The organism is Pseudomonas sp. UBA7530 (genome assembly GCF_002479365.1).
Classification (GTDB): Bacteria; Pseudomonadota; Gammaproteobacteria; order Pseudomonadales; family Pseudomonadaceae; genus Aquipseudomonas.
The window spans coordinates 23,572-48,945 of record NZ_DLMS01000003.1 but is presented as its reverse complement, the minus strand read 5'-3'; the positions used below and the strand labels follow the sequence as shown (position 1 = coordinate 48,945).

18 protein-coding genes and 2 pseudogenes are annotated in these 25,374 nt (G+C 62.4%); 11 read left to right on the top strand and 9 right to left on the bottom strand.

Annotated features, from left to right (window positions below; genetic code table 11):
- Positions 1-72: 72 nt before the first annotated feature.
- The 5 genes from B2U07_RS06085 to B2U07_RS06065 all read right to left on the bottom strand — a co-directional run bounded on the left by B2U07_RS06085 (position 73) and on the right by B2U07_RS06065 (position 7,894).
- Positions 73-1,011 (bottom strand): hypothetical protein, encoded by a 939-nt coding sequence (locus B2U07_RS06085; protein WP_275545751.1) that lies wholly within the window; start codon positions 1,009-1,011, stop codon positions 73-75.
- A 114-nt stretch (positions 1,012-1,125) separates the two neighbouring features.
- On the bottom strand, positions 1,126-1,638 hold the full coding sequence (locus B2U07_RS06080; RefSeq protein ID WP_209450212.1) for a hypothetical protein: 513 nt from the start codon (positions 1,636-1,638) through the stop codon (positions 1,126-1,128).
- A gap of 1,260 nt (positions 1,639-2,898) precedes the next feature.
- Positions 2,899-3,078: a hypothetical protein gene (locus tag B2U07_RS06075; RefSeq protein WP_275545750.1), complete on the bottom strand. Its 180-nt coding sequence runs from the start codon at positions 3,076-3,078 to the stop codon at positions 2,899-2,901.
- A gap of 151 nt (positions 3,079-3,229) precedes the next feature.
- A complete protein-coding gene (locus B2U07_RS06070) occupies positions 3,230-4,480 on the bottom strand; it encodes a ribonucleotide-diphosphate reductase subunit beta (RefSeq protein ID WP_275545749.1) in 1,251 nt (416 codons plus the stop codon).
- Positions 4,481-4,987: 507 nt separating this feature from the next.
- Positions 4,988-7,894 (bottom strand): ribonucleoside-diphosphate reductase subunit alpha, encoded by a 2,907-nt coding sequence (locus B2U07_RS06065; protein WP_275545748.1) that lies wholly within the window; start codon positions 7,892-7,894, stop codon positions 4,988-4,990.
- 906 nt (positions 7,895-8,800) lie between these two features.
- Here B2U07_RS06065 and B2U07_RS06060 point away from each other — a divergent pair.
- Together B2U07_RS06060 and B2U07_RS06055 are read left to right on the top strand one after the other, a co-directional pair.
- The gene (locus tag B2U07_RS06060) at positions 8,801-9,553 is read left to right on the top strand and encodes a response regulator (protein WP_275545747.1); all 753 of its coding nucleotides are present in this window, start codon (positions 8,801-8,803) and stop codon (positions 9,551-9,553) included.
- A 10-nt stretch (positions 9,554-9,563) separates the two neighbouring features.
- Positions 9,564-11,171, top strand: a complete 1,608-nt coding sequence (locus B2U07_RS06055; RefSeq protein ID WP_296276350.1) for an ATP-binding protein — start codon at positions 9,564-9,566, stop codon at positions 11,169-11,171.
- A gap of 433 nt (positions 11,172-11,604) precedes the next feature.
- On the opposite strand, the gene B2U07_RS06050 is transcribed toward B2U07_RS06055, so the two are convergent.
- Positions 11,605-12,309 (bottom strand): 4'-phosphopantetheinyl transferase family protein, encoded by a 705-nt coding sequence (locus B2U07_RS06050; protein ID WP_275545745.1) that lies wholly within the window; start codon positions 12,307-12,309, stop codon positions 11,605-11,607.
- 659 nt (positions 12,310-12,968) lie between these two features.
- Between B2U07_RS06050 and B2U07_RS06045 the strand changes: the two genes are divergently transcribed.
- Positions 12,969-14,843 (top strand): MFS transporter, encoded by a 1,875-nt coding sequence (locus B2U07_RS06045; RefSeq protein ID WP_275545744.1) that lies wholly within the window; start codon positions 12,969-12,971, stop codon positions 14,841-14,843.
- Positions 14,844-14,959: 116 nt separating this feature from the next.
- Here B2U07_RS06045 and sugE read toward each other — a convergent pair whose 3' ends face one another.
- The 3 genes from sugE to B2U07_RS06030 form a co-directional block, all read right to left on the bottom strand.
- Positions 14,960-15,274 (bottom strand): quaternary ammonium compound efflux SMR transporter SugE, encoded by a 315-nt coding sequence (gene sugE, locus B2U07_RS06040; RefSeq protein ID WP_275545743.1) that lies wholly within the window; start codon positions 15,272-15,274, stop codon positions 14,960-14,962.
- A 139-nt stretch (positions 15,275-15,413) separates the two neighbouring features.
- Entirely contained in the window at positions 15,414-16,361 is a 948-nt protein-coding gene (locus B2U07_RS06035; RefSeq protein ID WP_275545742.1) for a bile acid:sodium symporter family protein, read from the bottom strand.
- A gap of 131 nt (positions 16,362-16,492) precedes the next feature.
- Entirely contained in the window at positions 16,493-17,353 is an 861-nt protein-coding gene (locus B2U07_RS06030; RefSeq protein ID WP_197856081.1) for a MurR/RpiR family transcriptional regulator, read from the bottom strand.
- Positions 17,354-17,564: 211 nt separating this feature from the next.
- Here B2U07_RS06030 and zwf point away from each other — a divergent pair, with 211 nt between their 5' ends.
- The 8 genes and pseudogenes from zwf (at position 17,565) to B2U07_RS06000 (ending at position 25,374) form a co-directional block, all read left to right on the top strand.
- Complete coding sequence (gene zwf / locus B2U07_RS06025) at positions 17,565-19,034, top strand: glucose-6-phosphate dehydrogenase (RefSeq protein ID WP_275545741.1); 1,470 nt, start codon at positions 17,565-17,567, stop codon at positions 19,032-19,034.
- Positions 19,021-19,734, top strand: a complete 714-nt coding sequence (pgl, locus tag B2U07_RS06020) for a 6-phosphogluconolactonase (protein ID WP_275545740.1) — start codon at positions 19,021-19,023, stop codon at positions 19,732-19,734. Before zwf ends, pgl begins: the two co-directional genes overlap by 14 nt.
- Before the next feature lies 1 nt (position 19,735).
- Positions 19,736-20,407: a bifunctional 4-hydroxy-2-oxoglutarate aldolase/2-dehydro-3-deoxy-phosphogluconate aldolase gene (locus B2U07_RS06015; RefSeq protein ID WP_275545739.1), complete on the top strand. Its 672-nt coding sequence runs from the start codon at positions 19,736-19,738 to the stop codon at positions 20,405-20,407.
- Between the two features lie 178 nt (positions 20,408-20,585).
- Positions 20,586-21,605 (top strand): annotated as a pseudogene (locus tag B2U07_RS23050) (methyl-accepting chemotaxis protein); the annotation flags it as partial.
- A gap of 39 nt (positions 21,606-21,644) precedes the next feature.
- Entirely contained in the window at positions 21,645-22,508 is an 864-nt protein-coding gene (locus B2U07_RS23045; RefSeq protein ID WP_419096326.1) for a methyl-accepting chemotaxis protein, read from the top strand.
- Positions 22,509-22,812: 304 nt separating this feature from the next.
- Positions 22,813-23,880: pseudogene (locus tag B2U07_RS23040) on the top strand (methyl-accepting chemotaxis protein); the annotation flags it as partial.
- On the top strand, positions 23,872-24,735 hold the full coding sequence (locus tag B2U07_RS23035) for a methyl-accepting chemotaxis protein (RefSeq protein WP_419096325.1): 864 nt from the start codon (positions 23,872-23,874) through the stop codon (positions 24,733-24,735). The pseudogene B2U07_RS23040 and the gene B2U07_RS23035, both read left to right, overlap by 9 nt.
- A 204-nt stretch (positions 24,736-24,939) precedes the next feature.
- Positions 24,940-25,374, top strand: a complete 435-nt coding sequence (locus B2U07_RS06000; protein ID WP_197855302.1) for a YciI family protein — start codon at positions 24,940-24,942, stop codon at positions 25,372-25,374.

Genomic DNA, 25,374 nt, shown 5'->3' with positions numbered 1-25,374 from the left:
GATGACGCTTTTTTCATCCACCGTCAGCGGTTGTCCGGGCTACTCGCTGGCAGCCGACTGCAGCTTCGACGATCAATCAATGGCCGCTTCGCCGAAGCGATAATCCACCGCTACGAGTCGATCCAGCGAGTTGCCGTAATGAAAGGTGAATGGTCGCCCGGCAGCCATGATCCGCTTCAGGCAGTTCGCCTCGAACTTGCCAAGATCGGTGGTGGTAAGGCCGCCTCTGTGGTCGATCAAACCTAGTTCACCGAAGAAGAACACCAGTTCATCGGCCTGGTTGGCACGGGCATTGGCGCTGGTGATCAGCTTGTAGCGGTAATGGCCTTCGGCAACGGCCTTATCGAGGTCGCTGTTGCCGATACTCACCGACGAAGGCAGACGGAAGCTCTGTGTCGCCAGAAACGGGTTGAGCATGTCGACGCTGCCACTCTCGCCGGGGGCGTTCAACTGGTAGTGGATTTGCGGCAGCGGCTTCTCCAGGCCCAGGGTGACCTGGCAGTGCACCGGGCTGGACTGGTACAGGCGGACACCTGGCGCTTCGCGCTCCTGGTACATCAGTCGTGGCGTGTCGAAGTACTCGATGCGGCTGGTGAATTGCGGGCGCATCGTGTTGGCCTTTGCCTGCAGCATCCGGATCGTGTCGGCAAATGGATCACCCTTTACCACTTCGGGCTCCTGCTGCTTGATGCGCAAACGCACCTGTTGCGCCTCGGCACGTGCCTTGAGCAGATCGTTGAAGTAGGTGGTCAGGCTTGTCTGCTGTTGCTGGCTCAGCGCGTCTTCGGGGAATGAGACGGCTACCGCCTTGCCATTGTCGTGTGTGTCGAGCGTCGCCTGGCTGCTGTCGATACCGGCGTTTTGCAGGCCATCCAGAATTGCTTGCTGGTATTGCGAGTCGAGCCCCCAGCCACTGGCAACAGGTTGCTCGAAGTGCAGAACCAGGCGTTCTTCCTTGCAGGCGCCAAGCAGTATCAGCGCGCCAAGCAGCAGGATGCGATGGACGTTCATTAGACCTCTCCCTAGGTCAGCAATGGGCCGCGCATGATAGCGCCTGGTTTGTGCGGGGGAAGGGAAGTGGGGCACGACCGTGGGAATTCCCCTGCGGGGCGTGGGCGATCAACCTTAGCTAACGTCCAGCTGGCGCTGGGTGATGTCCTTCATCTTGGCGCCGAGGATCGCCGCCTCGATTGCCTTCACCGTGTCCTTGGCCGGAGGCATTTCGAAGACGGCACTTTCGGCGAGGGTGTACAGGCGCTCGCCGCTATTCAGGGTCAGTTCGAGAAATGCCACGTGCTCCGACCAGGAGCGGTAGCGGCGCACCATGAAAAGGCTGTGGCTGGCCTTGGTCGAGCTGATTTTCGCCAGGGGAATCCGGCGGTTGCCGTCCTCGCTGCACAGCACCAGTTCGTCCGCGTGGATGAAGGCAGGTTGGCTTTTGGCGATCCGGCGCCATTCCACGATGAAGCGGCCCAAGATGATCAGCATGACGCAGGGCAGAGGCGAGAGCAGGGCGAATTCATCGTTTGCCAGGCCCTTCAGGGTGATGCCGGCCATGAGCAGCAGGAAGAGAAGGGTGATGATCCTGTAGAACTGGACGTTGCCGAACTCCGACTGGGACAGTAAACGGACTTCCATGCGTCATTTTTCCTGGGGGTTATTGCTGCGGAGTTGGGACAGCGTATTGCATCTGTTGCGGTGTTGCTGGGTCTGCTCCGCAAAACGCGGGCGGAGCAATCTGTAGGGATGATGCTTTTATTACCCGCCATCAGCGGTTGTCCGGGCTGCTCGCTTGGTTCGCGTGAATCCGCCGCTTATGTTAGGTCCTTCATACCGGTTCCGCTCTTACAGCGGCTCACTTTTGGCAAACGCCCGGATGGCCGGCCCCGCCAAAAGTAAGCAAAAGGTTTTTGCCCCTACCATCCGGCCCGACTTCGTCGGGTTCCCTCGCTTCATCGTCGTTCCAGGGGCACGCCGCGAAGGGCCATCCCTGGCCCATCGCGGCTCTCGCGGCATCCATGCCGCTCAACCCCTTGACTCGCTTCGCTGGCCCTCCGGGCCAGCCTGCGGCTGTTACTTCGCTGCGCTTCGTTTCACAACGATCCCACTCGGCCTCCTGACGGGGCGTTTGGCATCGTCTGTGAGATTTGTGTCTTAGAAACAAAGCCAGAGCATTGCGGTTCGGCCGCAATGCTCTGGCTTTAAGCTCTGCTTTTGCTTGCTGTTCTGCCTTCCACAAAACGCTCAGGCACCGCGATCCCCGAATCCCGTCAGGAGGCCGAGTGGAGGTGCTGCGGAGAGGGGCGTTTGGCATGGATGCCAAACGAGGAGTGATGGGCCAGGGATGGCCCTTCGCGACGACCCTCGGAACAGCGCCGGAGTGAGGGGAGTTTCGCGCAGCGAAACCCGGATGCCGGGCGCGCTTTCTCTTTGGTTACTTTCTCTTTCGCGCGAGCAAAGAGAAAGTAACTCGCCGTAAGGGCGAAACCAGTAGAAGAGGGTGACGTAGAAAATAAATCTGTCACCTTTTCTGTCATGTTCCTTAGATTCTGTTCTAAGTCGGTAATTGTATTTGTATTGTGTTTTTCGAGTATGGGCGTGACGAAGGTTAGAAAGAAAGCCGCGGTAGACGCACATGAAATTGCTGCCGCAGTCAGAGGATGCTCTTTCTAGTTCACTACTATTCCTCTTGGGTTTATCTAATAGGCGCGTGGCCGAGGTATAGGTCAGCGGTCATATGCTTTTGGGGATGTAGAACCAATCCCTGTTCAATGCCCTCCAGTCTGAACTCTCACGCTTCGGTGCAGTAGTAAACCTGAGCCGCTTTATATCGTCTCGAGGCGGACGCTGAAGCGTCGAGTTTTACATTCTCATACGGAGGGTGATATTGATCAATTTTTACTGCACGGGAGCGTTGGAATGATCAACGGCGACTGTTACTTCTGCTTTTCCTGACTCAAGATCCATTGTTGCTCGAACTGCTGCCTTGTCTTTCACTAGAAAAACTAAGGCAATAACTGCCGCAACAAACATGATGCCAATTACTATAGCAACGACAATACCTAAGTTTTCTTTCATGGCTGCCCCCGTATGACAGATAGTCGACCTCCTTGTCGTCCATAAATTAATTTCCGATCTAATAAGACTGCAAAAAGTAGCAAGTCAGCCACTGCCAGATAGCTATGTTCTTAGCCTCGCAATTTGGCAGCGGCATCTGGATGGTTGATGATCAATCCCAGCTCAACGCCCCACCAGTCTGATACTCGATCACTCGGGTTTCGAAGAAGTTCTTCTCCTTCTTCAGGTCCATGATCTCGCTCATCCACGGGAAGGGGTTGGTGGTACCTGGGTACTCTTCCTTCAGGCCGATCTGGGTCAGGCGGCGGTTGGCGATGAATTTGAGGTAGTCCTCCATCATCGCGGCGTTCATGCCCAGTACGCCGCGCGGCATGGTGTCGCGGGCGTATTCGATTTCCAGTTGAGTGCCCTGCAGGATCATCTGGGTCGCTTCGTCCTTCATCTGGGCATCCCACAGGTGCGGGTTCTCGATCTTGATCTGGTTGATCACGTCGATGCCGAAGTTCAGGTGCATGGACTCGTCACGCAGGATGTACTGGAACTGCTCGGCGGTGCCGGTCATCTTGTTGCGACGACCCATGGAGAGGATCTGGGTGAAGCCGCAGTAGAAGAAGATGCCTTCCAGTACGCAGTAGTAGGCGATCAGGTTGCGCAGGAACTGGCGGTCGGTTTCCGGGGTGCCGGTCTGGAACTGCGGATCGGAGATCGAGCGGGTGTACTTCAGGCCCCAGGAGGCCTTCTTCGCGACGCTCGGGATCTCGTGGTACATGTTGAAGATCTCGCCTTCATCCATGCCCAGCGATTCGATGCAGTACTGGTAGGCGTGGGTGTGGATCGCTTCCTCGAAGGCCTGGCGCAGGATGTACTGGCGGCACTCGGGGTTGGTGATCAGGCGGTACACGGCCAGTACCAGGTTGTTGGCCACCAGGCTGTCGGCGGTGGAGAAGAAACCGAGGTTGCGCATGACGATGCGGCGCTCGTCTTCGGAGAGACCGTCGGTGCTCTTCCACAGCGCGATGTCGGCGTTCATGTTCACTTCCTGCGGCATCCAGTGGTTGGCGCAACCATCCAGATACTTCTGCCAGGCCCAGTCGTACTTGAAGGGGACGAGCTGGTTGAGGTCGGCGCGGGCGTTGATCATCTGCTTGTCGCCGACCTGTACGCGCGCGGAGGCGCCTTCGAGGTCGTCCAGGCCTTCCTGGATGTCGAGGTCGTTCAGGGCTTTCTTGGCGCGGGCGACGGCGTCGGAGTCGTTGGCGTCGACGGCGCGAGCCTGCTCGACCGAGCCGGCAGCTTCGCTGTCGAGCTTGTCGAAGTTGGTGCCGGCGCTTTGTGCGCTGGCTTTGCTTGCGGCGGCGGCTTCTGCGCCGTCTTCCTTGTCGAATTCATCCCAGCTCAGCATGGCTTGGCTCCTGCGTGAGGGCCGGTCAATGAACCGGCCTGTATGGATATACAGATAATTTGAATTATGTTCCGTTGCGTGATGCGCGCAAGGGTAAACGGGTACCACTGGTCAGCAGGCGGTGGGTTGCTGGCTGACCGTTGCCCCTCGACCCGGAGGAGGAGGGGCGGGAATTTGTGAGAGGGGCTAGGCTCGGGTAGGAGTGGATTTATCCGCGAATTTCGCGGCTGAAGCCGCTCCTACGGAAGAGCCTTGCCCTCTCCCTAACCCTCGGTTCGGGCTTCCTGCTTCACCCTACCTCCTGCATCCCTGCAGTCGTCTCCCGCAAGCGGGAGAGGGGACTGACTGTTGCTTTGCTTTAGAACTGCATCAGACCTTCGAGCGTGTAGCTGAGCGAGTGAGCGCTAGGCGCCTGGTAGGTCGGAGCCCCTGAGCGTACTTCAGTACGTGATGGGGGCCGGCCTACCGGGCAACGACGCGGGCGCCGCTCAGATACGCGCGAAAGCCTTACTGGCACGCTTCGCAGTCGGGTTCGTCGATGGCACAGGCCTTGGGAACCGGTGCCGGCGCCGGGGCGGCCTGCTGGGCAGGCGCCTGGGCCTTGGCCGAGAAGCCTTCGTCACCACCAGCGGATACTGCGTTGAGCTTGCCGGTGTTGATGGTGGATTTCTCGGTGCTGGTAGCGGCCAGGGCACGGAGGTAGTAGGTGGTTTTCAGGCCACGGTACCAGGCCATGCGGTAGGTCACGTCCAGCTTCTTGCCCGAGGCGCCGGCGATGTACAGGTTCAGCGACTGAGCCTGGTCGATCCACTTCTGGCGACGGCTGGCGGCGTCGACGATCCACTTGGTTTCCACTTCGAACGCGGTGGCGTACAGGTCTTTCAGATCCTGCGGGATGCGCTCGATCTGCTGCACGGAACCGTCGTAGTACTTCAGGTCGTTGACCATGACCGGGTCCCACAGGCCGCGGTTTTTCAGGTCGCGCACCAGGTAGGGGTTGATCACGGTGAATTCGCCGGAGAGGTTCGATTTCACGTACAGGTTCTGGTAGGTCGGCTCGATGGACTGCGACACGCCAATGATGTTGGAGATGGTCGCGGTCGGCGCGATGGCCATGATGTTCGAGTTGCGAATACCTTTCTTCACGCGCTCGCGGATCGGCGCCCAGTCCAGCGATTCGGACAGGTCGACGTCGATGTACTTCTGGCCACGGGCTTCGATCAGCAGTTGCTGCGAGTCCAGCGGCAGGATGCCCTTGCTCCACAGCGAGCCTTCGAAGGTGCTGTAGCTGCCGCGCTCGTCGGCCAGGTCACAGGACGCCTGGATAGCGTAGTAGCTGATGGCTTCCATCGACTTGTCGGCGAACTCGATGGCCGCGTCGGAGCCGTAGGCGATGTGCTGCAGGTACAGGGCGTCCTGGAAGCCCATCAGGCCGAGGCCGACCGGACGGTGCTTGAAGTTGGAGTTACGTGCCTGATCCACGCTGTAGTAGTTGATGTCGATGACGTTATCGAGCATGCGCACAGCGGTCTTGACGGTGCGACCGAGTTTCTCGATGTCCAGCTTGCCGTCGACGATGTGGTTGACCAGGTTGACCGAGCCCAGGTTGCAGACCGCGATCTCGTCCTTGTTGGTGTTCAGGGTGATCTCGGTGCACAGGTTGGAGCTGTGTACCACGCCCACGTGCTGCTGCGGGCTGCGCAGGTTGCACGGGTCCTTGAAGGTCAGCCACGGGTGGCCGGTCTCGAACAGCATCGAGAGCATCTTGCGCCACAGGTCCTTGGCCTGGATGGTCTTGTACAGCTTGATCTTGCCGTACTCGATCAGGGCTTCGTAGTACTCGTAGCGCTCTTCGAAGGCCTTGCCGGTCAGGTCGTGCAGGTCCGGTACTTCGGACGGGCTGAACAGGGTCCACTTGCCGTCTTCGAAGACGCGCTTCATGAACAGGTCCGGAATCCAGTTGGCGGTGTTCATGTCGTGGGTACGACGACGGTCGTCACCGGTGTTCTTGCGCAGCTCGAGGAATTCCTCGATGTCCATGTGCCAGGTTTCCAGGTAGGCGCACACGGCGCCCTTGCGCTTGCCGCCCTGGTTGACCGCCACTGCGGTGTCGTTGACCACTTTGAGGAACGGCACGACGCCCTGGGACTTGCCGTTGGTGCCCTTGATGTAGGAGCCCAGCGCGCGCACCGGGGTCCAGTCGTTGCCCAGGCCGCCGGCGAATTTGCTCAGCATGGCGTTGTCGTGGATGGCGCCGTAGATGCCCGACAGGTCGTCCGGCACGGTGGTCAGGTAGCAGGAGGACAGCTGCGGACGCAGGGTGCCGGCGTTGAACAGGGTCGGTGTGGACGCCATGTAGTCGAACGAGGACAGCAGGTTGTAGAACTCGATGGCGCGATCTTCGCGGTTCTTCGGCTCTTCGATGGCCAGGCCCATGGCCACGCGCATGAAGAACACCTGCGGCAGTTCGAAACGGATGCCGTCCTTGTGGATGAAGTAGCGGTCGTACAGGGTCTGCAGGCCGAGGTAGGTGAACTGCTGGTCGCGCTCGTGGTTGATGGCGCGGCCCAGTTTCTCCAGATCGAACTCCTTCAGCTTGGCGTCCAGCAGCTCGAACTCCACGCCCTTGTCGACGTAGGCGGGCAGGGCCTTGGCATACAGGTCGGCCATCTCGTGGTGAGTGGCGCTGCCAGCGATGCTGAGGAAGCTCAGGGCCTCGGCGCGGATGTTGTCCATCAGCAGGCGGGCGGTGACGTAGCTGTAGTTCGGCTCACGCTCGACCAGGGTACGGGCAGTCATCACCAGGGCGGTGTTGACGTCCTTCTCGGCCACGCCGTCGTACAGGTTCTTCAGGGTTTCGCGCTCGATCAGACCGCCGTCGACTTCGGCCAGGCCTTCGCAGGCCTCCGTGATGATGGTCTGCAGGCGGCCCATGTCCAGCGGCTGTACTTCGCCAGCGGCGGTGGTGATGCGGATGCTCGGGTGCGGCTGGGCGATTTCGCTGCCGGCACTGGCCTTGCGCTTGCTGGCCTGGGCTTCGCGGTAGATCACGTAGTCGCGGGCGACTTTCTGCTCGCCGGCGCGCATCAGGGCCAGTTCGACCTGGTCCTGGATTTCTTCGATGTGGATGGTGCCGCCGGACGGCATGCGGCGCTTGAAGGTGGCGGTGACCTGCTCGGTCAGACGCGCGACGGTGTCATGGATACGCGACGAAGCGGCAGCGGTGCCGCCTTCTACTGCAAGGAAGGCCTTGGTGATGGCGACGGTGATCTTGTCATCGGTGTAGGGGACGACAGTGCCGTTGCGCTTGATCACACGCAGTTGGCCGGGCGCGGTGGCAGCCAGATCCTGGGAGGATTCAGCGGCCTGCGGCGCCACGGCCTGCGGGTTCTCGCGAGTAGTGTCGGTATGCATGGAGATCTCCGTGTTCTGTAATTTTTGGTTGGACGTCACGATTAGAAACTGTGCCCTGTCCGCCGTTCATTCCATTAGCAGGCCGTTGAAAAACTACCTGCGTTGGCAATCCTGCGTTAAAAACGACCTCAAAATGCTCATTTACAGCACGTAAACTGCGCTTTTTCGGTCGTTTTTGCCTTGTCTTGCCTGCCTCGCCTACGTTTTTCAACGGTCTGCTAACAACTGAGCCGCACGCGGCAGCGGGGCCGGGTACGGGTGTCGCAATAGCTGGCAGGGTGGGCACGACTTCAAGTGCCGTCCTGGCGCATAAGTCACAGCGGGGCATTACCACGCCCCGCCTACTACATATAGTGGTCGACTGGCGGACAAGACCGCTGCCTGACCGGCTCACGCGTAACGTCGAGCGTTGCGGCGTGGCTGTAACCCAGGCCGGGCCTGGGTTAGGGCGAAACGATTGGCCGGAACATCTGGAAAACCCTGTGAAAAGGGCTTGCGCGATTCGTTCTTTTTGTGTCCGGTTTTCTGTGGCAACCCAATATCTGGTGGGTGCTGCGCGATGGGGATACAAGATAGTGCGCTGTTGGAGGCATTGCAAGGCACTGGAAAAGGAACAACCTGTGGATAAGGTGTGAGTGTCTTGTGGGTGCCGGCGGCGTAGCCCGCATGTTCTCTGGCTCTGGCTGCTGATGACCGTTCGTCGCGCCTAAGAGCGGGATTTCAGCGAGTTGGCGAAGCTGTTCTGCGGCGCACAGACTACCACTATATATAGTGCTTTTGGCATGTGCTGTGCTTGACGAGACGGTCAGGCTCGGGCAGCGGGTTTGCCGCTCGCGCCGAGACGCACACAGCCCCTAGAATGGCTGCGGTATTTGCGGCGCTTGCCGGTATGCGAAGGGGATAGGTGTGGAACAAGAAGCGTGGCAGATTCTGATTGTCGAGGATGACCAGCGCCTGGCGCAGTTGACCCGCGAGTATCTGGAGGGCAACGGCCTGCGCGTTGCCATCGAGGCCGACGGCGCCCGTGCGGCGGCGCGAATTCTCGCCGAGCAGCCGGACCTGGTGATTCTCGACCTGATGCTGCCGGGTGAAGACGGCCTGAGCATCTGCCGCAAGGTGCGCGGCGGCTACAAGGGGCCGATTCTCATGCTCACCGCGCGCACCGACGACATGGACCAGGTGCTGGGCCTGGAGATGGGCGCCGATGACTACGTGTGCAAGCCGGTGCGCCCGCGCGTGTTGCTAGCGCGCATTCGCGCGCTGCTGCGCCGCCGCGAGGGGGGCGAGAGCGAGCGTGACGAGAGCCAGGCGCGGCGCCTGCAATTCGGTGCCCTGGCCATCGACAGTGCCATGCGCGAGGCCTGGCTGGGCGAGCAGGGTATCGAGCTGACCAGCGCCGAGTTCGACCTGTTGTGGCTGCTGGCGGTCAATGCCGGGCGCATCCTGTCGCGCGAGGAAATCTTCAATTCCCTGCGAGGCATAGAGTACGACGGCCAGGACCGCTCCATCGACGTGCGCATCTCGCGCATCCGCCCGAAGATCGGTGACGACCCGATGCATCCGCGGATGATCAAGACGGTGCGCAGCAAGGGCTATCTGTTCGTCGCCGAGGCCGCCGAAGCGCTGCCCTTCGGTGATGCACCGCTTCTGCGCGATTGATCGGGCGGCCATGAACTCGATCTTCCTGCGTATCTACGGCGGCATGCTCGCCGCGCTGGTGCTGGTGGCGCTGCTGGGCGTCGGCACGCTGCATCTGGTCAACGAAGTGCGCGGCGATCAGTACCGCGAAGGCCTGGCGCGCGGCACCTTCCGCCTGATGGCGGACAACCTGCTGCCGATGAACGCAGTGGAGCGTAAGCGCGCCCTGGTGGTGTGGTCGCGCCTGCTCGGCATCCCGCTGGAGCTGCAGGCGCTGAGCGACGTGGCGCTGGAGAGCAGCGAGCGCAACCGGCTGCAACGCGGCCACGTGCTGGTGCAGCAGACCGGCCCGCACTCGGCCAAGGTCTACGGCCTGCTCGACGGCACGCAGCCGCTGCTGCTGACCGGCGAGATCCAGCAGATCAGCGAGCAGCTGGCGCGGGCCACCAACTACCTGCTGATCGACGAGCTGGTGCGCTACCCGGTGCATGAGCAGCCGCAGCGCCTGGCCGAGCTGAAGGAGGCCAAGCAGTTTGGCTTCGATCTGCAGCTGGTGCGGCTCGAGGACGCCACCGTCGACCCCGATCAGCGCCGCCGCATCGACGAGGGCGATACGGTGATGGCGCTGGGCAAGGGCGGCGACTCCATCTACGTGTTCTCCGGCATCGTCGATACCCCCTGGGTGCTGGAGATCGGCCCGCTGTACCAGATGAACCCCTATCCGCCGCAGCTGCTGGTGCTGATCGGCGCGCTGGGCCTGAGCCTGATCGGCTTGATCGTCTACCTGCTGGTGCGCTCGCTGGAGCAGCGCCTGCGTGCGCTGGAAAGCGCTGCCACGCATATCGCCAGCGGCCGCCTGGATGCGCGCGTGCCGACGCGCGGCGCGGACTCGGTGGGGCGCCTTGCCAGCAGCTTCAATGCCATGGCCGAGCATCTGCAGACGTCCCTGAGTACCCAGCGTGAGCTGGTACGAGCGGTGTCCCACGAGTTGCGCACGCCGGTGGCGCGGCTGCGTTTCGGCCTGGAAATGATCGCCGATGCGCCCAGCGAAAGTGCCCGGCGCAAATATATGGATGGCATGGACAGCGATATCCAGGACCTCGACAAGCTGGTCGACGAGATGCTGACCTACGCGCGCCTGGAGCAGGGCTCGCCGGCGCTGAATTTCCAGCAGGTGGAGCTCAAGGCGCTGATCGACCAGGTGATCGACGAGCTGGCACCGCTGAGCAACAAGGTGCGCGTGGAATGCGGTGCGGCGCTTAGCGTGCAGGCCGAGGGCGCCTGCTGGGTCGAGGCCGAGCCGCGCTACCTGCATCGGGCGTTGCAGAATCTGGTGAGCAACGCCATGCGTTATGCCGAAGGGCGGGTGCTGATCAGTTGCCAGGTCGGCTACAAGCGTTGCCGCATCGACGTCGAGGATGACGGGCCGGGCGTGCCGGAAGAAGCCTGGGAACGTCTGTTCAGTCCTTTCCTGCGCCTCGACGACAGCCGCACGCGCGCATCCGGTGGTCATGGCCTGGGCCTGTCCATCGTGCGCAGGATCATCTACTGGCACGGCGGCCGCGCGCAGATCGGCCGCAGCGACAGCCTCGGCGGCGCGCGCTTCAGCCTGGTGTGGCCGCGGCGCCAGGGCGAGTAGGCGTCGGCGTAGCGCTGCAGCCCGCAGCCCGGCTGCAATCCGCGGTGATTTCTGCATCATCCCCGGATTTTCATCCGGGCTATGAAACTGTGGGAGCGGCCTTGGCCGCGATGTTTCTAATCCGCCCCGTTCGCGGACAAGTCCGCTCCCACAGTGCACGCTGCCACAAGGGGCAGCAGCTACAAGCGCACCATCACCGTCCGCTCGAGCGCACCATGCGCCGATGAAGCGCGCCGGCCCGGAACCAAAAAGCCCGCACTTGGCGTAATGCTGTTGATAAAGAATCGGTCGAACGCGACCAGCTCTGTAGCCCGGATGCAATCCGGGGCTGGCCGGCCACCTGTTCCCGGATTTCATCCGGGCTACGCCGCGACCGCCGCCTGTTCTGTAGGGGGCGTGCGCACCGAGCTAGCCATGGTGAGGCGATGCATGATTACGCCGCCACCGCCACCAGGCTCAGCACCTTGTTGTCGAACAGGGCGAATTGCCCGTCCAGCTCGCTGCCCGCGCGCCAGTCCTCGTTCAGGTCGATCAGCAGGCGCAGGCGCGCGCTGTCCTTATCGATGTCCAGCAGCTCGGCGTCCTGGAAATAGAAGCGTGTCAGGGTCAGCGGGTAGAGCGCCTTGAACAGGCTTTCCTTGATCGAGAAGGTCAGGCTGATACGTGCGGCGCGGGCATTCTCATCGAGGCCGTGCAGGCGTTGCAGTTCGGCGGGGGTGAGGATTTCGCCCTGCAGACGCTGGGCGCGTTCGGCCGGTAGCAGGCGCTCGATGTCCAGGCCCAGGGCGCGCCATCGATCTTCAGGCGCGACCAGCGCAGCAGCCCAGTTGTTGCCATGGGTAATGGAGCCGACCACGCCACGCGGCCACTGCGGCGCGCGGTCTTCACCCGCTGCCGGCACGCTGGCCTGGCCGGTCACGCGGCGCAGCGCCTCGCGCGCACACAGGCGCCCGGCCATGTATTCGGCCTGACGCTTGGCCACGCCGCGCACGGGCGGAATACCGCAGCGGGCGAGGTCGTCTTCGGCGAGCAGGGCGGGGTCGAAGCGCGTGCTGATCAACTGCGCCCCGGCGAGTGGGCGCGGTAGCAGGTCGTAATCGTCGAGGGGGCTGCAGCAGGCCGGGTGGTAGACGTTCATGGGCGCGATTGTGCCGCGCCGCGGACCGTGCAGTCATCCGCCGTTTACATTTCTTTGCAGGCAGTTAACAAAGCTAAACGGACGCTGTGCCTGGCTTTTGTCAGACTGCGCTGGCATTCCCCCAGGGAGTGCAGGTGAGGTTGTAGTCAGTGCGAGGGCACTGACGTTTTCTCCGAGTTCGAGAACGGTAGCCCGATTGGGCTGCCGTTTTTTTTTGCGCTGCGTTTGGCACACCCCACTGGACCGAGGTCGTCGGACGTGGGAGGCGCTTCAGCGGCGAAAGCATCGCGGCTACGACTGCATGGATGCAGGAGGTAGAGCGAAGCAGGATGCCCGAGCCGAAAGCCCCTCCCACAAAGGTAAATGTTGTTCATATAAAAGTGGTGGAGCGCGATTAGTCCCCTGGCCTCTTTGGGGGAAGGGCGGGCCGCGTTCGAATAGGAGAAGCCGGCGGTTTTGCTGCTGTTCGGTCCTCTCCCCCAGCCCCTCTCCCATGGATGGGAGAGGGGGCTAAGCGCACGCAGCCTTAGATGAACAGCATCACTTCCCACGAAGTGGCTTTAGCCAAGGCGTTCGCATTTGCCCTGTGGCTTTCGTGGGGCGATTTGCAGTCAAATGCCTGTGCGGGCAAAAACCGACTCCCGCGAGGACCATGGACGATGACCCAACAATCGCAATTCGCTCTGCTCGGCAAGAAGCGCTTCCTGCCGTTTTTCGTGACGCAATTGCTCGGCGCCTTCAACGACAACATCTTCAAGCAGTCGCTGATTCTCGCCATCCTGTTCAAGCTCAACACGGGCGTCGACCGCGATCTGCTGGTCAATCTCTGCGCCTTGCTGTTCATCCTGCCGTTCTTTCTGTTCTCCGCGCTCGGCGGCCAGTTTGGCGAGAAGTTTGCCAAGGATTCGTTGATCCGCAAGATCAAGGCTGCCGAGATCCTGATCATGCTCACCGGCGCTGCCGGGGTGCTGCTGGACAGCCTGCCGCTGATGCTCGCGGTGCTGTTCGCCATGGGCACGCAGTCGGCGCTGTTCGGCCCGGTGAAGTATTCGATACTGCCGCAGCACTTGAAGGAAGAGGAGCTGGTGGGCGGCAACGCCTTGGTGGAGATGGGCACCTTCCTGGCAATCCTGGCCGGCACCATTGGCGCCGGAATCATGATGGCCAGCAGCAGCTATGCGCCCATCGTCGCCGGCTCGGTGGTCGGTGTGGCGCTGCTCGGTTACCTGGCCAGCCATGGCATTCCCAAGGCTTCGGCGGCTATGCCGGAACTGCCGCTGGACTGGAACATCTTTCGCCAGTCCTGGGCGATCCTCAAACTTGGCCTGGGCCAGCGCCCGGCGGTTTCACGCTCGCTGGTGGGCAACTCCTGGTTCTGGTTTCTCGGCGCGATCTACCTGACGCAGATCCCGGCCTACGCCAAGGAGTGGCTGTACGGCGACGAAAGCGTGGTGACGCTGATTCTCACCGTGTTCTCGCTGGGGATCGGCCTGGGCTCGATGCTCTGCGAGCGCATGAGCGGGCACAAGGTGGAGATCGGGCTGGTGCCGTTCGGCTCCATCGGTCTGACCCTGTTCGGTATGTTGCTGTGGTGGTTCTCTGGCGGCTTCCCGCAGGGCGCCACGCCGCATGACTGGCTGGCGCTGCTGGGCCATGGCCAGGCCTGGTGGATTCTCGGCTGCATTCTCGGCATCGGCCTGTTCGGTGGTTTTTACATCGTGCCGCTGTACGCGCTGATCCAGTCGCGCACCGCCGAGCACGAGCGGGCGCGGGTAATCGCGGCGAACAACATCCTCAATGCGTTGTTCATGGTCGCCTCGGCCATCGCCGCGATCCTGTTCCTGAGCGTCGCCGGCCTGTCGATTCCGCAGCTGTTTCTGGTGGTGTCGCTGATGAACATCGCGGTCAACAGCTACATCTTCAAGATCGTCCCCGAGTTCAGCATGCGCTTTCTCATCTGGCTGCTGGGGCATTCGATGTACCGCGTCGAGCACAAGAACCTGGGCGTGATTCCGGATGAAGGCCCGGCGGTGCTGGTGTGCAACCACGTGTCTTTCGTCGATGCGCTGCTGATCGGTGGTGCAATCCGCCGGCCGGTGCGCTTCGTCATGTACTACAAGATCTATGATCTGCCGGTGCTCAATTTCGTCTTCCGCACCGCCGGCACCGTGCCGATCGCCGGGCGCAGCGAGGACCTGCTGATCTACGACGCGGCGTTCAAGAAGATCGCCGAGTACCTGCGTAACGGCGAGCTGGTGTGCATCTTTCCAGAAGGCAAGCTGAGTGGGGATGGCGAGATCGATGAGTTCAGGGCCGGGGTCGAGCGTATTCTCGAAGAGAACCCGGTGCCGGTGATTCCGATGGCGCTGCAGGGATTGTGGGGTAGTTTCTTCAGTCGCGATCCGCACAAGGGATTGTTCAAACGCCTGTGGTCGCGGGTGTGCCTGGTGGCTGGCGCGCCGGTTGCGCCGGAGCAGGCCAAGCGTGACGTGCTGCAGGCGCAGGTGGCCGAGTTGCGCGGGGATTGGCGTTGAGCTTGTGGGAGGGGCTTTCGGCTCGGGCATTCTGCTTCGCTCCCTGCATCCATGCAGTCGCAGCGGCGAAAGCGTCGCGGCTAAAGCCCCTCCCACATGGCTGGATTCCGGCTTTCTCAGTGGCTCAACTTGAGCCCGACCAACCCGCAGACGATCATCGCCACGCTGGCCAGGCGCAGTAGTGCCATCGACTCGCCGAACAGGATGATGCCGGCGATCACCGTACCCACGGCGCCGACGCCGGTCCAGATGGCGTAGGCGGTGCCCAGCGGCAGCTCCTTCATGGCCAGGCCCAGCAGGCCGAGGCTGACCAGCATGGCGCAGACGGTCAGCACCGTTGGCAGGGGGCGGGTGAAGCCTTCGGTGTATTTCAGGCCGATGGCCCAGCCGACCTCGAACAGACCGGCGAGAAACAGGATGATCCAGGACATGGTTACCTCCGTGGCTGAAGGGGCCGTCCCCGGATGAGCCACCCTGGGCTCAGGGTGTGGAGGTCGTCCTCGCGCGCACCGTTATTGTGCATATCGGCGTGTCCGGGGCAAGGCGCCCGGATTGGCGTGCGGCACTCAATCAGCCGGTGCTTTGTTTGCCATCCTGGCCCATGCGCCGGTAGAGGGTCGCAAGCAGCGGGCCGGACAGGTTGTGCCAGACGCTGAACAGAGCGCTGGGCACGGCGGCCAGCGGGCTGAAGTGTGCGCTGGCCAGCGCGGCACCGAGGCCGGAGTTCTGCATGCCGACTTCGATGGACAGCGTCTTGCGCTGCGCCAGCGACATGCCGAACAGGCGCCCGGCGAGATACCCCAGGCCCAGGCCGATGCCGTTGTGCAGGATCACCACGGCCATGATCAGCAGGCCGGATTCGGCGATCTTGCCCTGGCTGGCCGCGACCACTGCGGCGACGATGGCGACGATGCTCACCACGGAAATCAGCGGCAGTACCTCGACGGCGGTTTTTACTCGCTCGCCAAGCAGACGCTGGGCGATCAGGCCGAGGGCGATGGGCAGCAGCACCATCTTGAGGATGGAAATGAACATGGCGCCGAACGACACCGGCAGCCATTCCGAGGCCAGCAGCCAGATCAGTGCCGGGGTGACGAGCGGGGCGAGCAAGGTGGTGACGGCGGTGATCGATACCGACAGCGCCAGGTCGCCACGGGCGAACCAGGTGATCACGTTGGAGGCGGTGCCGCCGGGGCAGCAGCCCACCAGAATCACGCCCACGGCAATCTCAGGTGGCAGGGCGAATGCCTGGCACAGCACCCAGGCCACCAGTGGCATGATGCTGAACTGCGCCAGCACCCCCAGCAGCACCGCCAGCGGGCGGCGAGCAACTTCATGGAAGTCTGCGCCCTTCAGGGTCAGGCCCATGCCGAACATGATCAGCCCGAGCAGCGGGACGATCCAGGCGGTCAGCGGCAGGAACCAGCTGGGTTGGAAGAAGGCCATGACGGCGAACAGCAACACCCAGACGGCGAAGGTGTTGCCGATGAAACGGCTGAGGGCGATCAGTGCTTGCATGGAATGAGGCCTGGGCTTTTCGGGAAAGCCGGCAAGCCTATCAGAAGCGACGCAATTTGCCTGAACGGCACAATGCGGGCGGGCTCAGACATCATCGGCGCAACCTGCGCGCAGATGCCTTGTCCGAATCTCTACAGCGACTCTTCATCCGCCGGATAGCGGCTGGCGGTCAGGCTTTCCTTGATCTTGCGCAGGTGCGGCTGGAAGTCCACGCCACGGCGTAGGGTGACGCCGGTGGCGAGTACGTCGAGTACGGTGAGTTGAATGATGCGTGAAGTCATTGGCATGTAGATGTCGGTGTCTTCCGGCAGCGGAATGTCCAGGCTCAGGGTGCTGGTCTTGGCCAGCGGCGAGCCGGCGGCGGTCAGTCCGAGGACAGAAGCGCCATTCTCACGCGCCAGGCGCGCCACCTCCACCAGCTCGCGGGTGCGTCCGGTGTAGGAAATGATCACGAACAGATCGCCGGTGTGGGCCACCGAGGCGATCATGCGCTGCATCAGCACGTCGGAGTGGGCCGAGACGGCGAGGTTGAAGCGAAAGAACTTGTGCTGCGCATCCAGCGCTACCGAGGCTGAGGCGCCGAGGCCGAAGAAGTGGATCTGCCGCGCCTGGATCAGCAGGTCGACCGCGCGGCTGACGTGCTGTGGGTCGAGGCTCTGGCACGCGCTATCCAGCGACGCGATGGTGCTGCCAAAGATCTTCCGGGTGTAGGCCTCGGGACCGTCGTCGGCGGACACTGCGCGGCTGACGTAGGCGGCGCCGCTGGCCAAGCTTTGCGCCAGCTGCATCTTCAGCTCGGGGTAGCCGTTGGCGCCGAAGGAACGGCAGAAGCGGTTGACCGTAGGCTCGCTGACACCGGCCGCCTGTGCCAGTGCAGCGATACTGAAACGAGTGGCCTGCTGCGGGTCATGCAGAATCACTTCGGCGACCTTGCGTTCGGCCTTGTTCAGGTCGTCCAGGCGGCTCTGGATCTGTTCCAGCAGGTTGCGCACTCGGTCCATAGGGGCTCCTAACAGCAGGTTTGACGGGCTCGGCAGCAGGCGATCGGCAGCCAAGCGGCCGACCTATCCTACTGATGCTGCCCTCGGGCCACCACTGGCTTATCAGTGGTTATAGAAAATGTTGTTGCTATGACAACATTTTTTCTTGATAAATGCAGTATCACCCGGTATTTCTAGTTCATCTTGATAAAAGAACAAACTCATGCCTGCGATGAAACTCGAATCCTGCACCTTGGCCTTGTTCGGCGCGCTGGGCGATCTGGCTTTGCGCAAGCTATTTCCCGCGCTTTATCAGCTCGATCGCGCCGGTTTGCTGCACGATGGCACGCGCATCCTGGCTCTGGCCCGTGATGGCGGTGAGCCGAGTCGGCATCTGCTTGCTATCGAGCAGGCGTTGCGCCTGTACGTACCGGCGAAGGAGCTGACGGAACCCGACCTGGCGCGCTTCCTTGCGCGGCTGAACTACCTGACGATGGATTTTCTCAAGGCCGAGGACTACGCCGCGCTGCTCGAGCATGTCATCCCTCAGGATCAGTTGATCGCCTACTTCGCCACGCCGGCCTCGGTGTATGGCGGCATCTGCGCCAACCTGGATGCCGTGGGGCTGGCCGAAGGTACGCGGGTGGTACTGGAAAAGCCGATCGGCCATGACCTCTCGTCCTCGCGTGCGGTCAACGATGCCGTGGCCCAGGTGTTCCCGGAGAATCGCGTCTATCGCATCGACCACTACCTGGGCAAGGAAACGGTGCAGAACCTCATCGCCCTGCGCTTCGCCAACAGCCTGTTCGAGACCCAGTGGAACCAGAACCACATCTCCCACGTGGAAATCACGGTGGCCGAGAAGGTCGGCATCGAGGGTCGCTGGGGTTACTTCGATCAGGCCGGGCAGTTGCGCGACATGATCCAGAACCACCTGCTGCAGCTGCTCTGCCTGATCGCCATGGACCCGCCCAGCGATCTGTCCGCCGACAGCATCCGCGACGAGAAGGTCAAGGTGCTCAAGGCGCTGGAGCCGATCAGCGTCGAGCAGCTCGGCCAGCGCGTGGTGCGCGGCCAATATGTCGCCGGCAGCAGCGATGGACGGCCGGTGCCGGGCTATCTGGAGGAAGAGAATTCCAATACCCAGAGCGACACAGAAACCTTCGTCGCCCTGCGTGCTGACATCCGCAACTGGCGATGGGCCGGTGTGCCGTTCTACCTGCGCACCGGCAAGCGCATGCCGCAGAAACTGTCGCAGATCGTCATCCACTTCAAGGCGCCGCCGCACTACATCTTCGCCCCGGAGCAGCGCCAGCTGATCGGCAACAAGCTGATCATCCGCCTGCAGCCGGACGAGGGCATTGCCCTGCAGGTGCTGACCAAGGATCAGGGCCTGGACAAGGGCATGCAGCTGCGCAGCGGCCCGCTGCAGCTGAGTTTCTCCGATACCTACCGCAGTGCGCGCATTCCCGATGCCTACGAGCGTCTGCTGCTGGAAGTGATGCGCGGCAACCAGAACCTGTTCGTGCGCAAGGATGAGATCGAATACGCCTGGCAGTGGTGCGATCAGTTGATCGACGGCTGGCAGCGCCTCGGCGAAGCGCCGAAACCCTACACCGCCGGCAGCTGGGGCCCCATGGCCTCGGTGGCCTTGATCACTCGGGATGGCAGGAGCTGGTATGGCGATCTCTGAACTGAAACTGCCGCAGGGCGTACAGGCCTGCCCCTACGACAGTGCCGAACAGCAGGCCCAGGCGATGGCGGTGCGCGTGGCCGATGTGCTGCGTGCAGCCATTGCCAGTCGCGGTCAGGCCACGCTCGTGGTGTCTGGTGGGCGCAGTCCGGTGCCGTTCTTCGAAGCGCTGGCGCAGCAGGACGTGCAGTGGGCGCAGGTGCTGGTGAGCGTGGCCGACGAGCGCTGGGTGCCGATCAATCACGCGGGCAGCAACGAGGCCCTGGTGCGTCGTCACCTGCTGCGTGGCGCGGCCGCCGAGGCGCGTTTTCTCGGTCTTTATCAGGTCGCTGGCAACCTCGAACAGGCAGCCGAGCTGGCTGATGCGGCGGTCGCCGAACTGGCACCGATAGACGTGCTGGTGTTGGGCGTGGGCGATGACGGCCACACTGCCTCGCTGTTCCCGCACAGCCCCAATCTGCACCAGGCGCTTCAGCCAGCTTGTGCGCGCCGTGTGCTGCCGATGCTGGCGCCGAGCGAGCCGGCGCAGCGCCTGACCCTGACCCTGCCGATACTGGCCAGCGCACGCCTGCCGCTGTTGGCGATCCAGGGCCAGGCGAAACTGAACACACTCAGCGCGGCGCTGCAGCCCGGTGAAACCTCCGAGCTGCCGATTCGCGCGTTCCTGCATTCCCCTCTCGAAATCCATTGGTGCCCCTGACATGACCAGCCTCGACCAAGACCAGCGCGCGCGCATGGCCGACAAAATCGCCGAGATCGACCGCATCTGCGCCCAGGCGCGGATCATGCCGGTGATCACTATCGCCCGTGAGGCGGACATCCTGCCGTTGGCCGACGCCCTGGCCGCCGGCGGCCTGCGCGTGCTGGAGGTGACCCTGCGCTCGGAGCACGGCCTGGAGGCAATTCGTCGCCTGCGTGCCGAGCGTCCCGAGCTGTGCGTCGGCGCCGGCACCGTGCTGGACGAGAGCATGCTCGCCGCCGCAACTGATGCCGGTGCGCAGTTCATTGTCACGCCGGGGAGCGCGCGCGAATTGCTGCTGGCGGCGCTGGACAACCCGCTGCCGCTGCTGCCAGGTGTGAGCAGCGCGTCCGATGTGATGGTCGGCTACGCCCTGGGCTATCGCCGCTTCAAGCTGTTTCCGGCAGAGGTCTGTGGCGGCGTGGCGATGCTCAAGGCGCTCGCCGGCCCCTTCGGCGGCGTGCGTTTCTGCCCGACTGGTGGCATCACGACGGACAACCTGCAGGGTTACATGGCGCAGCCCAACGTCATGTGCGTCGGCGGCACCTGGATGTTCCAGCGTGAATGGGTGGAAAACAGTGATTGGGCGCAGATTCAGCGATGCAGCGTAGAGGCCCTGCAATTGCTGAAGTGACGCCATTTTCGTCCAAGGGCAGTCATTTGGTCATCTAGTTGAATGATGACTTAATAGTGGCGTCATGATATCGTCGACTAATTGGTCACTCTATGTGAGTGCTGAAGGCTAGCGGGCTGGCAACAAGAAAAATTCTCCAGCGGATGCCCAATCCCTCTTCCTTGGACGGAGAATTCTCATGAGCAAATGGCTCGGCAATGTCAGCGTTAGGTTGAAACTCGCTTTCAGCTTCGGCTTCATTCTGTCTCTTACTCTCGTGCTCGCTTTCAGCGGCTGGACCGGCATAAGCCGCATGAGCGAGCGCAGCCAGCGGGTGGTCGAGATCAACCAAGTCAACGATCTGCTCAGCGCCCTGAGAGTGGACCGCGTGCGTTATGTCATGAGCAACGGTGACGAGGAGCGTGGAGAGACCATGCAGCAGTCTCTCGACCGATACCGGGAGGCTCACCAGCGCATCATCGGTAACTTCGTATCGGCTGGGAACATCGGTCTGCTCAAGCAGCAGGATAGCCTGATCGTCAACTATCAGGCCTCGCTGAAGGCCATGAAAGCCGGCTTTGCGCAGGCGGCGCAGGCGCGCAAGGAAATGGGAGGGCTGGCACGCGACGTCTTCGCCGAGATCGAGGCGCTCGAGGGCGGCATAGAGCGTATGCCGGAGTACGACCCGCAGCGCCAGGTGCGCTACCGCGCGATGCGTGATGCCCGTGAAGGTATCCAGCTGATGCGCTACGAGGTACGTGGCTACACCGCCAACGTCAACGCCGACACCGAAGCAGCCGTGGCTCGACAGGTGCAGCGCACGGCCGACAGTCTGGTCCAGCTGGAGCTGTCCATGGGCAGTGAAAGCGCCACGCAAGTTAAGGCGATTCAAAGCGGTTTCGAAACCTACCGGGCGGTGGTAGCGGCCTTCCAGCAGGCCAATACTGCGGCGCTCAAGGCGCGTGACGAGTTGGACCAGGCCGGTAACGAAATCGTCAGGCTGAGTAACGAGCTGATCCGCAACCAGATCATGCAGCGCGACAGTGACAGCTCGTCAGCCAAATCCATACAGTTGATCGCCACGCTGGTAGCACTGCTCGTCGGCATTGGCGCAGCCATCGTGATAATCCGTCAGATCACCCGCCCGCTTGGCGAGACGTTGGCGGTGGTCGAGCGCATCGCCTCGGGCGACCTGACCGACCTGCCGGAAACCAGCCGTAGCGACGAAATTGGCGTGGTGCAGCAAGGCGTCCAGCGTATGGGCCGCTCCCTGCGTGAGCTGATCGGTGGCATCAGCGACAGCGTCAGCCAGATTGCCAGCGCGGCCGAGCAGCTCTCGGCTGTGACGGAGCAGACCAGTGCCGGGGTCAACAGCCAGAAGCAGGAAACCGATCAGGTGGCGACCGCCATGCAGGAGATGTCGGCCACGGTCAACGAGGTGGCGCGCAATGCCGAGCAGGCCTCGCTCGCCGCGGCGGACGCGGATGCCGAGGCGAACCAGGGGGATCGCGTCGTGGCCGAGGCGATTGGCCAGATCGAGGCGCTGGCCGGCGAGATGGCGCGCTCCACCGACGCCATGAATCTGCTGCAGAAAGAAAGCGAGAAGATTGGCAGCGTGATGGACGTGATCAAGGCCGTGGCCGATCAGACCAACCTGCTGGCGCTCAACGCAGCCATCGAGGCCGCGCGTGCGGGCGAAGCAGGACGCGGTTTTGCTGTCGTTGCCGATGAAGTGCGTAGCCTGGCGCGGCGCACGCAGCAGTCCACCGAAGAAATCGAAAGCCTGATCGGCGCTCTGCAGCGCGGTACCGAGGAGGTGGCGGGGGTGCTCGGCCAGAGCCGCAGCCTTACCGAAGGCAGCGTCGAATCGGCGCGCAAGGCTGGCGTTGCGCTGGGTGTGATCAATCAGAAGGTGTCCAATATCCAGTCGATGAATCAGCAGATCGCCGCGGCTGCCGAGCAGCAGGGTGCGGTCGCCGAAGAGATCGGCCGCAGCGTACTGAGCGTGCGCGACGTGGCCGAGCAGACCGCTGCTGCCAGCGAGGAAACCGCCGCCAACTCGGTGGAGCTGGCGCGCCTGGGTGGCCAGCTGCAAAGCATGGTCAGCCGCTTCCGCGTTTGATCCGGTAAAAGTGGTGCGCACGGCGTGCACCACTTCAATAGCCTGCCGGCGAGACCTACGCCGTGATAGTGGCTGCTACACGCCTTGTTACATCCTCATCTTTGCCTGAAAACTGTCGCCATCGTCTGTCATGAGGTGCTGACGGGTCGGTGCAACTGGCTGCAGCCCGTCGGATGGCTGGCAAATTACTGGCAGGCCAGCTTGGCAGCGTTGCTGCCCGTTCCCTAGAATCGCGGCCTTTTTCTCGCTGGCCACAACAATAAATCTCCAGCCCTTTGCATTGGTCAATTCTGTTGGAGAATTTATGAAAAGCTGGTTTGCGAACATCAGCGTCACCTACAAGCTTGCCATCGGCTTTGCGCTTGTCCTGCTCATGACGGCGGCACTGGCCCTGGCTGGCTGGTCCAGCCTGGGCAGCCTTATACAGCGCAGCGACTGGATGAGCGATATCAGTCGATTGAGCGATTCGTTGACCAACCTGCGCGTGGTGCGCCTGCAGTACATGCTCGCCAATGGTGATGAGCAGATTGCCCAGAACGTACAGAAAACTCTGGATGAATTCTCCGCTCAGCACCAGCAGGTTCTGTCTACCTTCAAAAGTCCGGAGAACGTGCGCCTGCTGAAAATGCAGGAGAGCGAGATCAAGGCCTACCAGATTTCCCTGAACGCCATGCGTGCCGCCTACCGTGGGATCAACGATGCGCGTCAGGGCATGGTGAGCAGCGGCGGCAATGTCGGGCAAACGCTCGATGAGATCAGTGCCGCGGTGGTGGCCCTGCCGGACTACGATGAAAGCCGGTTCGCACAGTTTCAGGCCATCGCCAAGATCAAGGACGACTGGCAGGTGGTGCGTTACCACGTGAGGGGCTACATCTTCAACGCCACTGCGGAAACCGAGCGTACCGCCATGACGCAGATCGATGCGAGCCTGGCAGCCCTTGGCCAGTTCCGCGAGCGTTTCGCCGGTGAGCATCTTGAGCGTATCAACCGCGCCGAGGGTGCTCTGAGCGATTATCGTAACGCGCTACTGGCGTTCAAGTCCGCGAATGAAAGTGTGGCTGTGGCCCGCAAGGAAATGACCGAACAGGGCTATCGGATCGTCAATGCCAGCGCCGAGCTGACGCAGATCCAGATGACCCGCCGCGACAGTGAGAGCGCCAGCGCCCGCACCCTGCAAATCAGCGCCACGTTACTGGCCCTGCTTTGCAGTGTGCTGGCGGCGTGGGTCATTACCCGGCAGATTACCGGCCCGTTGAAGGACACCCTCAATGCTGTCGAGCGCATCGCCGCAGGTGACCTCACCCAGAGCTTGCAGGTCACGCGTCGCGATGAAATCGGTGCGCTGCAGCAAGGTGTGCAGCGTATGGGTAACGCCTTGCGTGAACTGATCAGCGGCATCCGTGACAGCGTCAGTCAGATCGCCAGTGCCGCCGAGGAATTGTCGGCAGTGACCGAGCAGACCAGCGCCGGGGTCAACAGCCAGAAGCTGGAGACCGACCAGGTGGCCACGGCCATGCAGGAGATGTCGGCCACGGTGCAGGAGGTGGCGCGCAACGCCGAGCAGGCCTCGCTGGCGGCGTCGGATGCGGACCGCGAGGCCTATCAGGGCGACCAGGTGGTAGCTGAAGCGATCAAGCAGATCGAAGAGCTGGCTGCGGAAATGTCCCGCTCCAATCAGGCCATGCACCAGTTGCAGCAGGAAAGCGACAAGATCGGCAGCGTCATGGACGTGATCAAGGCCGTGGCTGACCAGACCAACCTGCTGGCGCTCAATGCGGCCATCGAAGCGGCGCGGGCCGGTGAGGCCGGGCGTGGTTTCGCTGTGGTGGCGGACGAAGTGCGTAATCTGGCACGGCGTACCCAGCAGTCCACCGAAGAGATCGAAAGCCTAATTGGTGCGCTGCAACGCGGTACCCAGCAGGTGGCCGGTGTGCTGCAGGAAAGCCAAGTGCTGACCGAGGGCAGCGTGGAGCGTGCGCGCAAGGCGGGTGACTCGCTGGCGAGCATCAACCAGAAAGTCTCCAACATCCAGTCGATGAACCAGCAGATCGCCGCCGCGGCTGAGCAGCAGGGCGCCGTGGCCGAAGAGATCGGCCGCAGCATCATCAATGTGCGCGACGTGGCAGAACAGACCGCCACGGCCAGTGACGAGACGGCCAAATCCTCGGCCGAGCTGGCGCGCCTGGGCGGCCAGCTGCAACTGCTGGTCAGCCGCTTCCGCGTTTGATCCTGCCCGCGCGGCGCGCTCCCTGAGGCGCCGCGCGACGCATCCGCGCCGCGGGTCGTATCTGGCGACCCGGCACAAATCTTTCATCGTCTGTCGATTCTCTCTTCACCCGTTCGACTACTGCATAGAACCCCGCCCTGGGTTCACTGTCAGCCGTAGGGAGGCACCCTGCGCGCGACTTCGACTCGAACAAGGAGAAAGGCGATGCGTTTCATGGTGATTGTCAAGGCGACTGCCGATTCAGAAGCCGGCGTGATGCCCAATGAGGAGTTGCTGACGGCCATGGGCCGTTACAACGAGGAGTTGGCTGCCGCTGGCGTGATGCTGGCCGGCGAGGGGCTGCACCCCAGCAGCAAGGGCGCGCGGGTACGGTTTTCCGGGGCGCAGCGCACGGTGATCGATGGTCCGTTCATGGAGACCAAAGAGCTGGTTGCCGGTTTCTGGATCTTTCAGTGTGAGTCACTGCAGGCCTGCATCGATTGGGTCAAGCGTTGCCCCAACCCCATGCCTGGCGAATCCGATATCGAGATTCGGCAGATTTTCGAGGCCGAGGATTTCGGCGCCGAGTTCACCCCCGAGCTGCGTGAGCAGGAAGACCGTATTCGCGCGCGCATCAGCAAAGAAGACCAAGGAGAGTAA

Bases quoted from the DNA above. Each gene is read 5' to 3' on its own strand.
- B2U07_RS06085 (WP_275545751.1), bottom strand. From the start codon at position 1,011: ATGAACGTCCATCGCATCCTGCTGCTTGGCGCGCTGATACTGCTTGGC.
- B2U07_RS06080 (WP_209450212.1), bottom strand. From the start codon at position 1,638: ATGGAAGTCCGTTTACTGTCCCAGTCGGAGTTCGGCAACGTCCAGTTC.
- B2U07_RS06075 (WP_275545750.1), bottom strand. From the start codon at position 3,078: ATGAAAGAAAACTTAGGTATTGTCGTTGCTATAGTAATTGGCATCATG.
- B2U07_RS06070 (WP_275545749.1), bottom strand. From the start codon at position 4,480: ATGCTGAGCTGGGATGAATTCGACAAGGAAGACGGCGCAGAAGCCGCC.
- B2U07_RS06065 (WP_275545748.1), bottom strand. From the start codon at position 7,894: ATGCATACCGACACTACTCGCGAGAACCCGCAGGCCGTGGCGCCGCAG.
- B2U07_RS06055 (WP_296276350.1), top strand. From the start codon at position 9,564: ATGAACTCGATCTTCCTGCGTATCTACGGCGGCATGCTCGCCGCGCTG.
- B2U07_RS06050 (WP_275545745.1), bottom strand. From the start codon at position 12,309: ATGAACGTCTACCACCCGGCCTGCTGCAGCCCCCTCGACGATTACGAC.
- B2U07_RS06045 (WP_275545744.1), top strand. From the start codon at position 12,969: ATGACCCAACAATCGCAATTCGCTCTGCTCGGCAAGAAGCGCTTCCTG.
- sugE (WP_275545743.1), bottom strand. From the start codon at position 15,274: ATGTCCTGGATCATCCTGTTTCTCGCCGGTCTGTTCGAGGTCGGCTGG.
- B2U07_RS06035 (WP_275545742.1), bottom strand. From the start codon at position 16,361: ATGCAAGCACTGATCGCCCTCAGCCGTTTCATCGGCAACACCTTCGCC.
- zwf (WP_275545741.1), top strand. From the start codon at position 17,565: ATGCCTGCGATGAAACTCGAATCCTGCACCTTGGCCTTGTTCGGCGCG.
- pgl (WP_275545740.1), top strand. From the start codon at position 19,021: ATGGCGATCTCTGAACTGAAACTGCCGCAGGGCGTACAGGCCTGCCCC.
- B2U07_RS06015 (WP_275545739.1), top strand. From the start codon at position 19,736: ATGACCAGCCTCGACCAAGACCAGCGCGCGCGCATGGCCGACAAAATC.
- B2U07_RS23045 (WP_419096326.1), top strand. From the start codon at position 21,645: ATGGGCCGCTCCCTGCGTGAGCTGATCGGTGGCATCAGCGACAGCGTC.
- B2U07_RS23035 (WP_419096325.1), top strand. From the start codon at position 23,872: ATGGGTAACGCCTTGCGTGAACTGATCAGCGGCATCCGTGACAGCGTC.
- B2U07_RS06000 (WP_197855302.1), top strand. From the start codon at position 24,940: ATGCGTTTCATGGTGATTGTCAAGGCGACTGCCGATTCAGAAGCCGGC.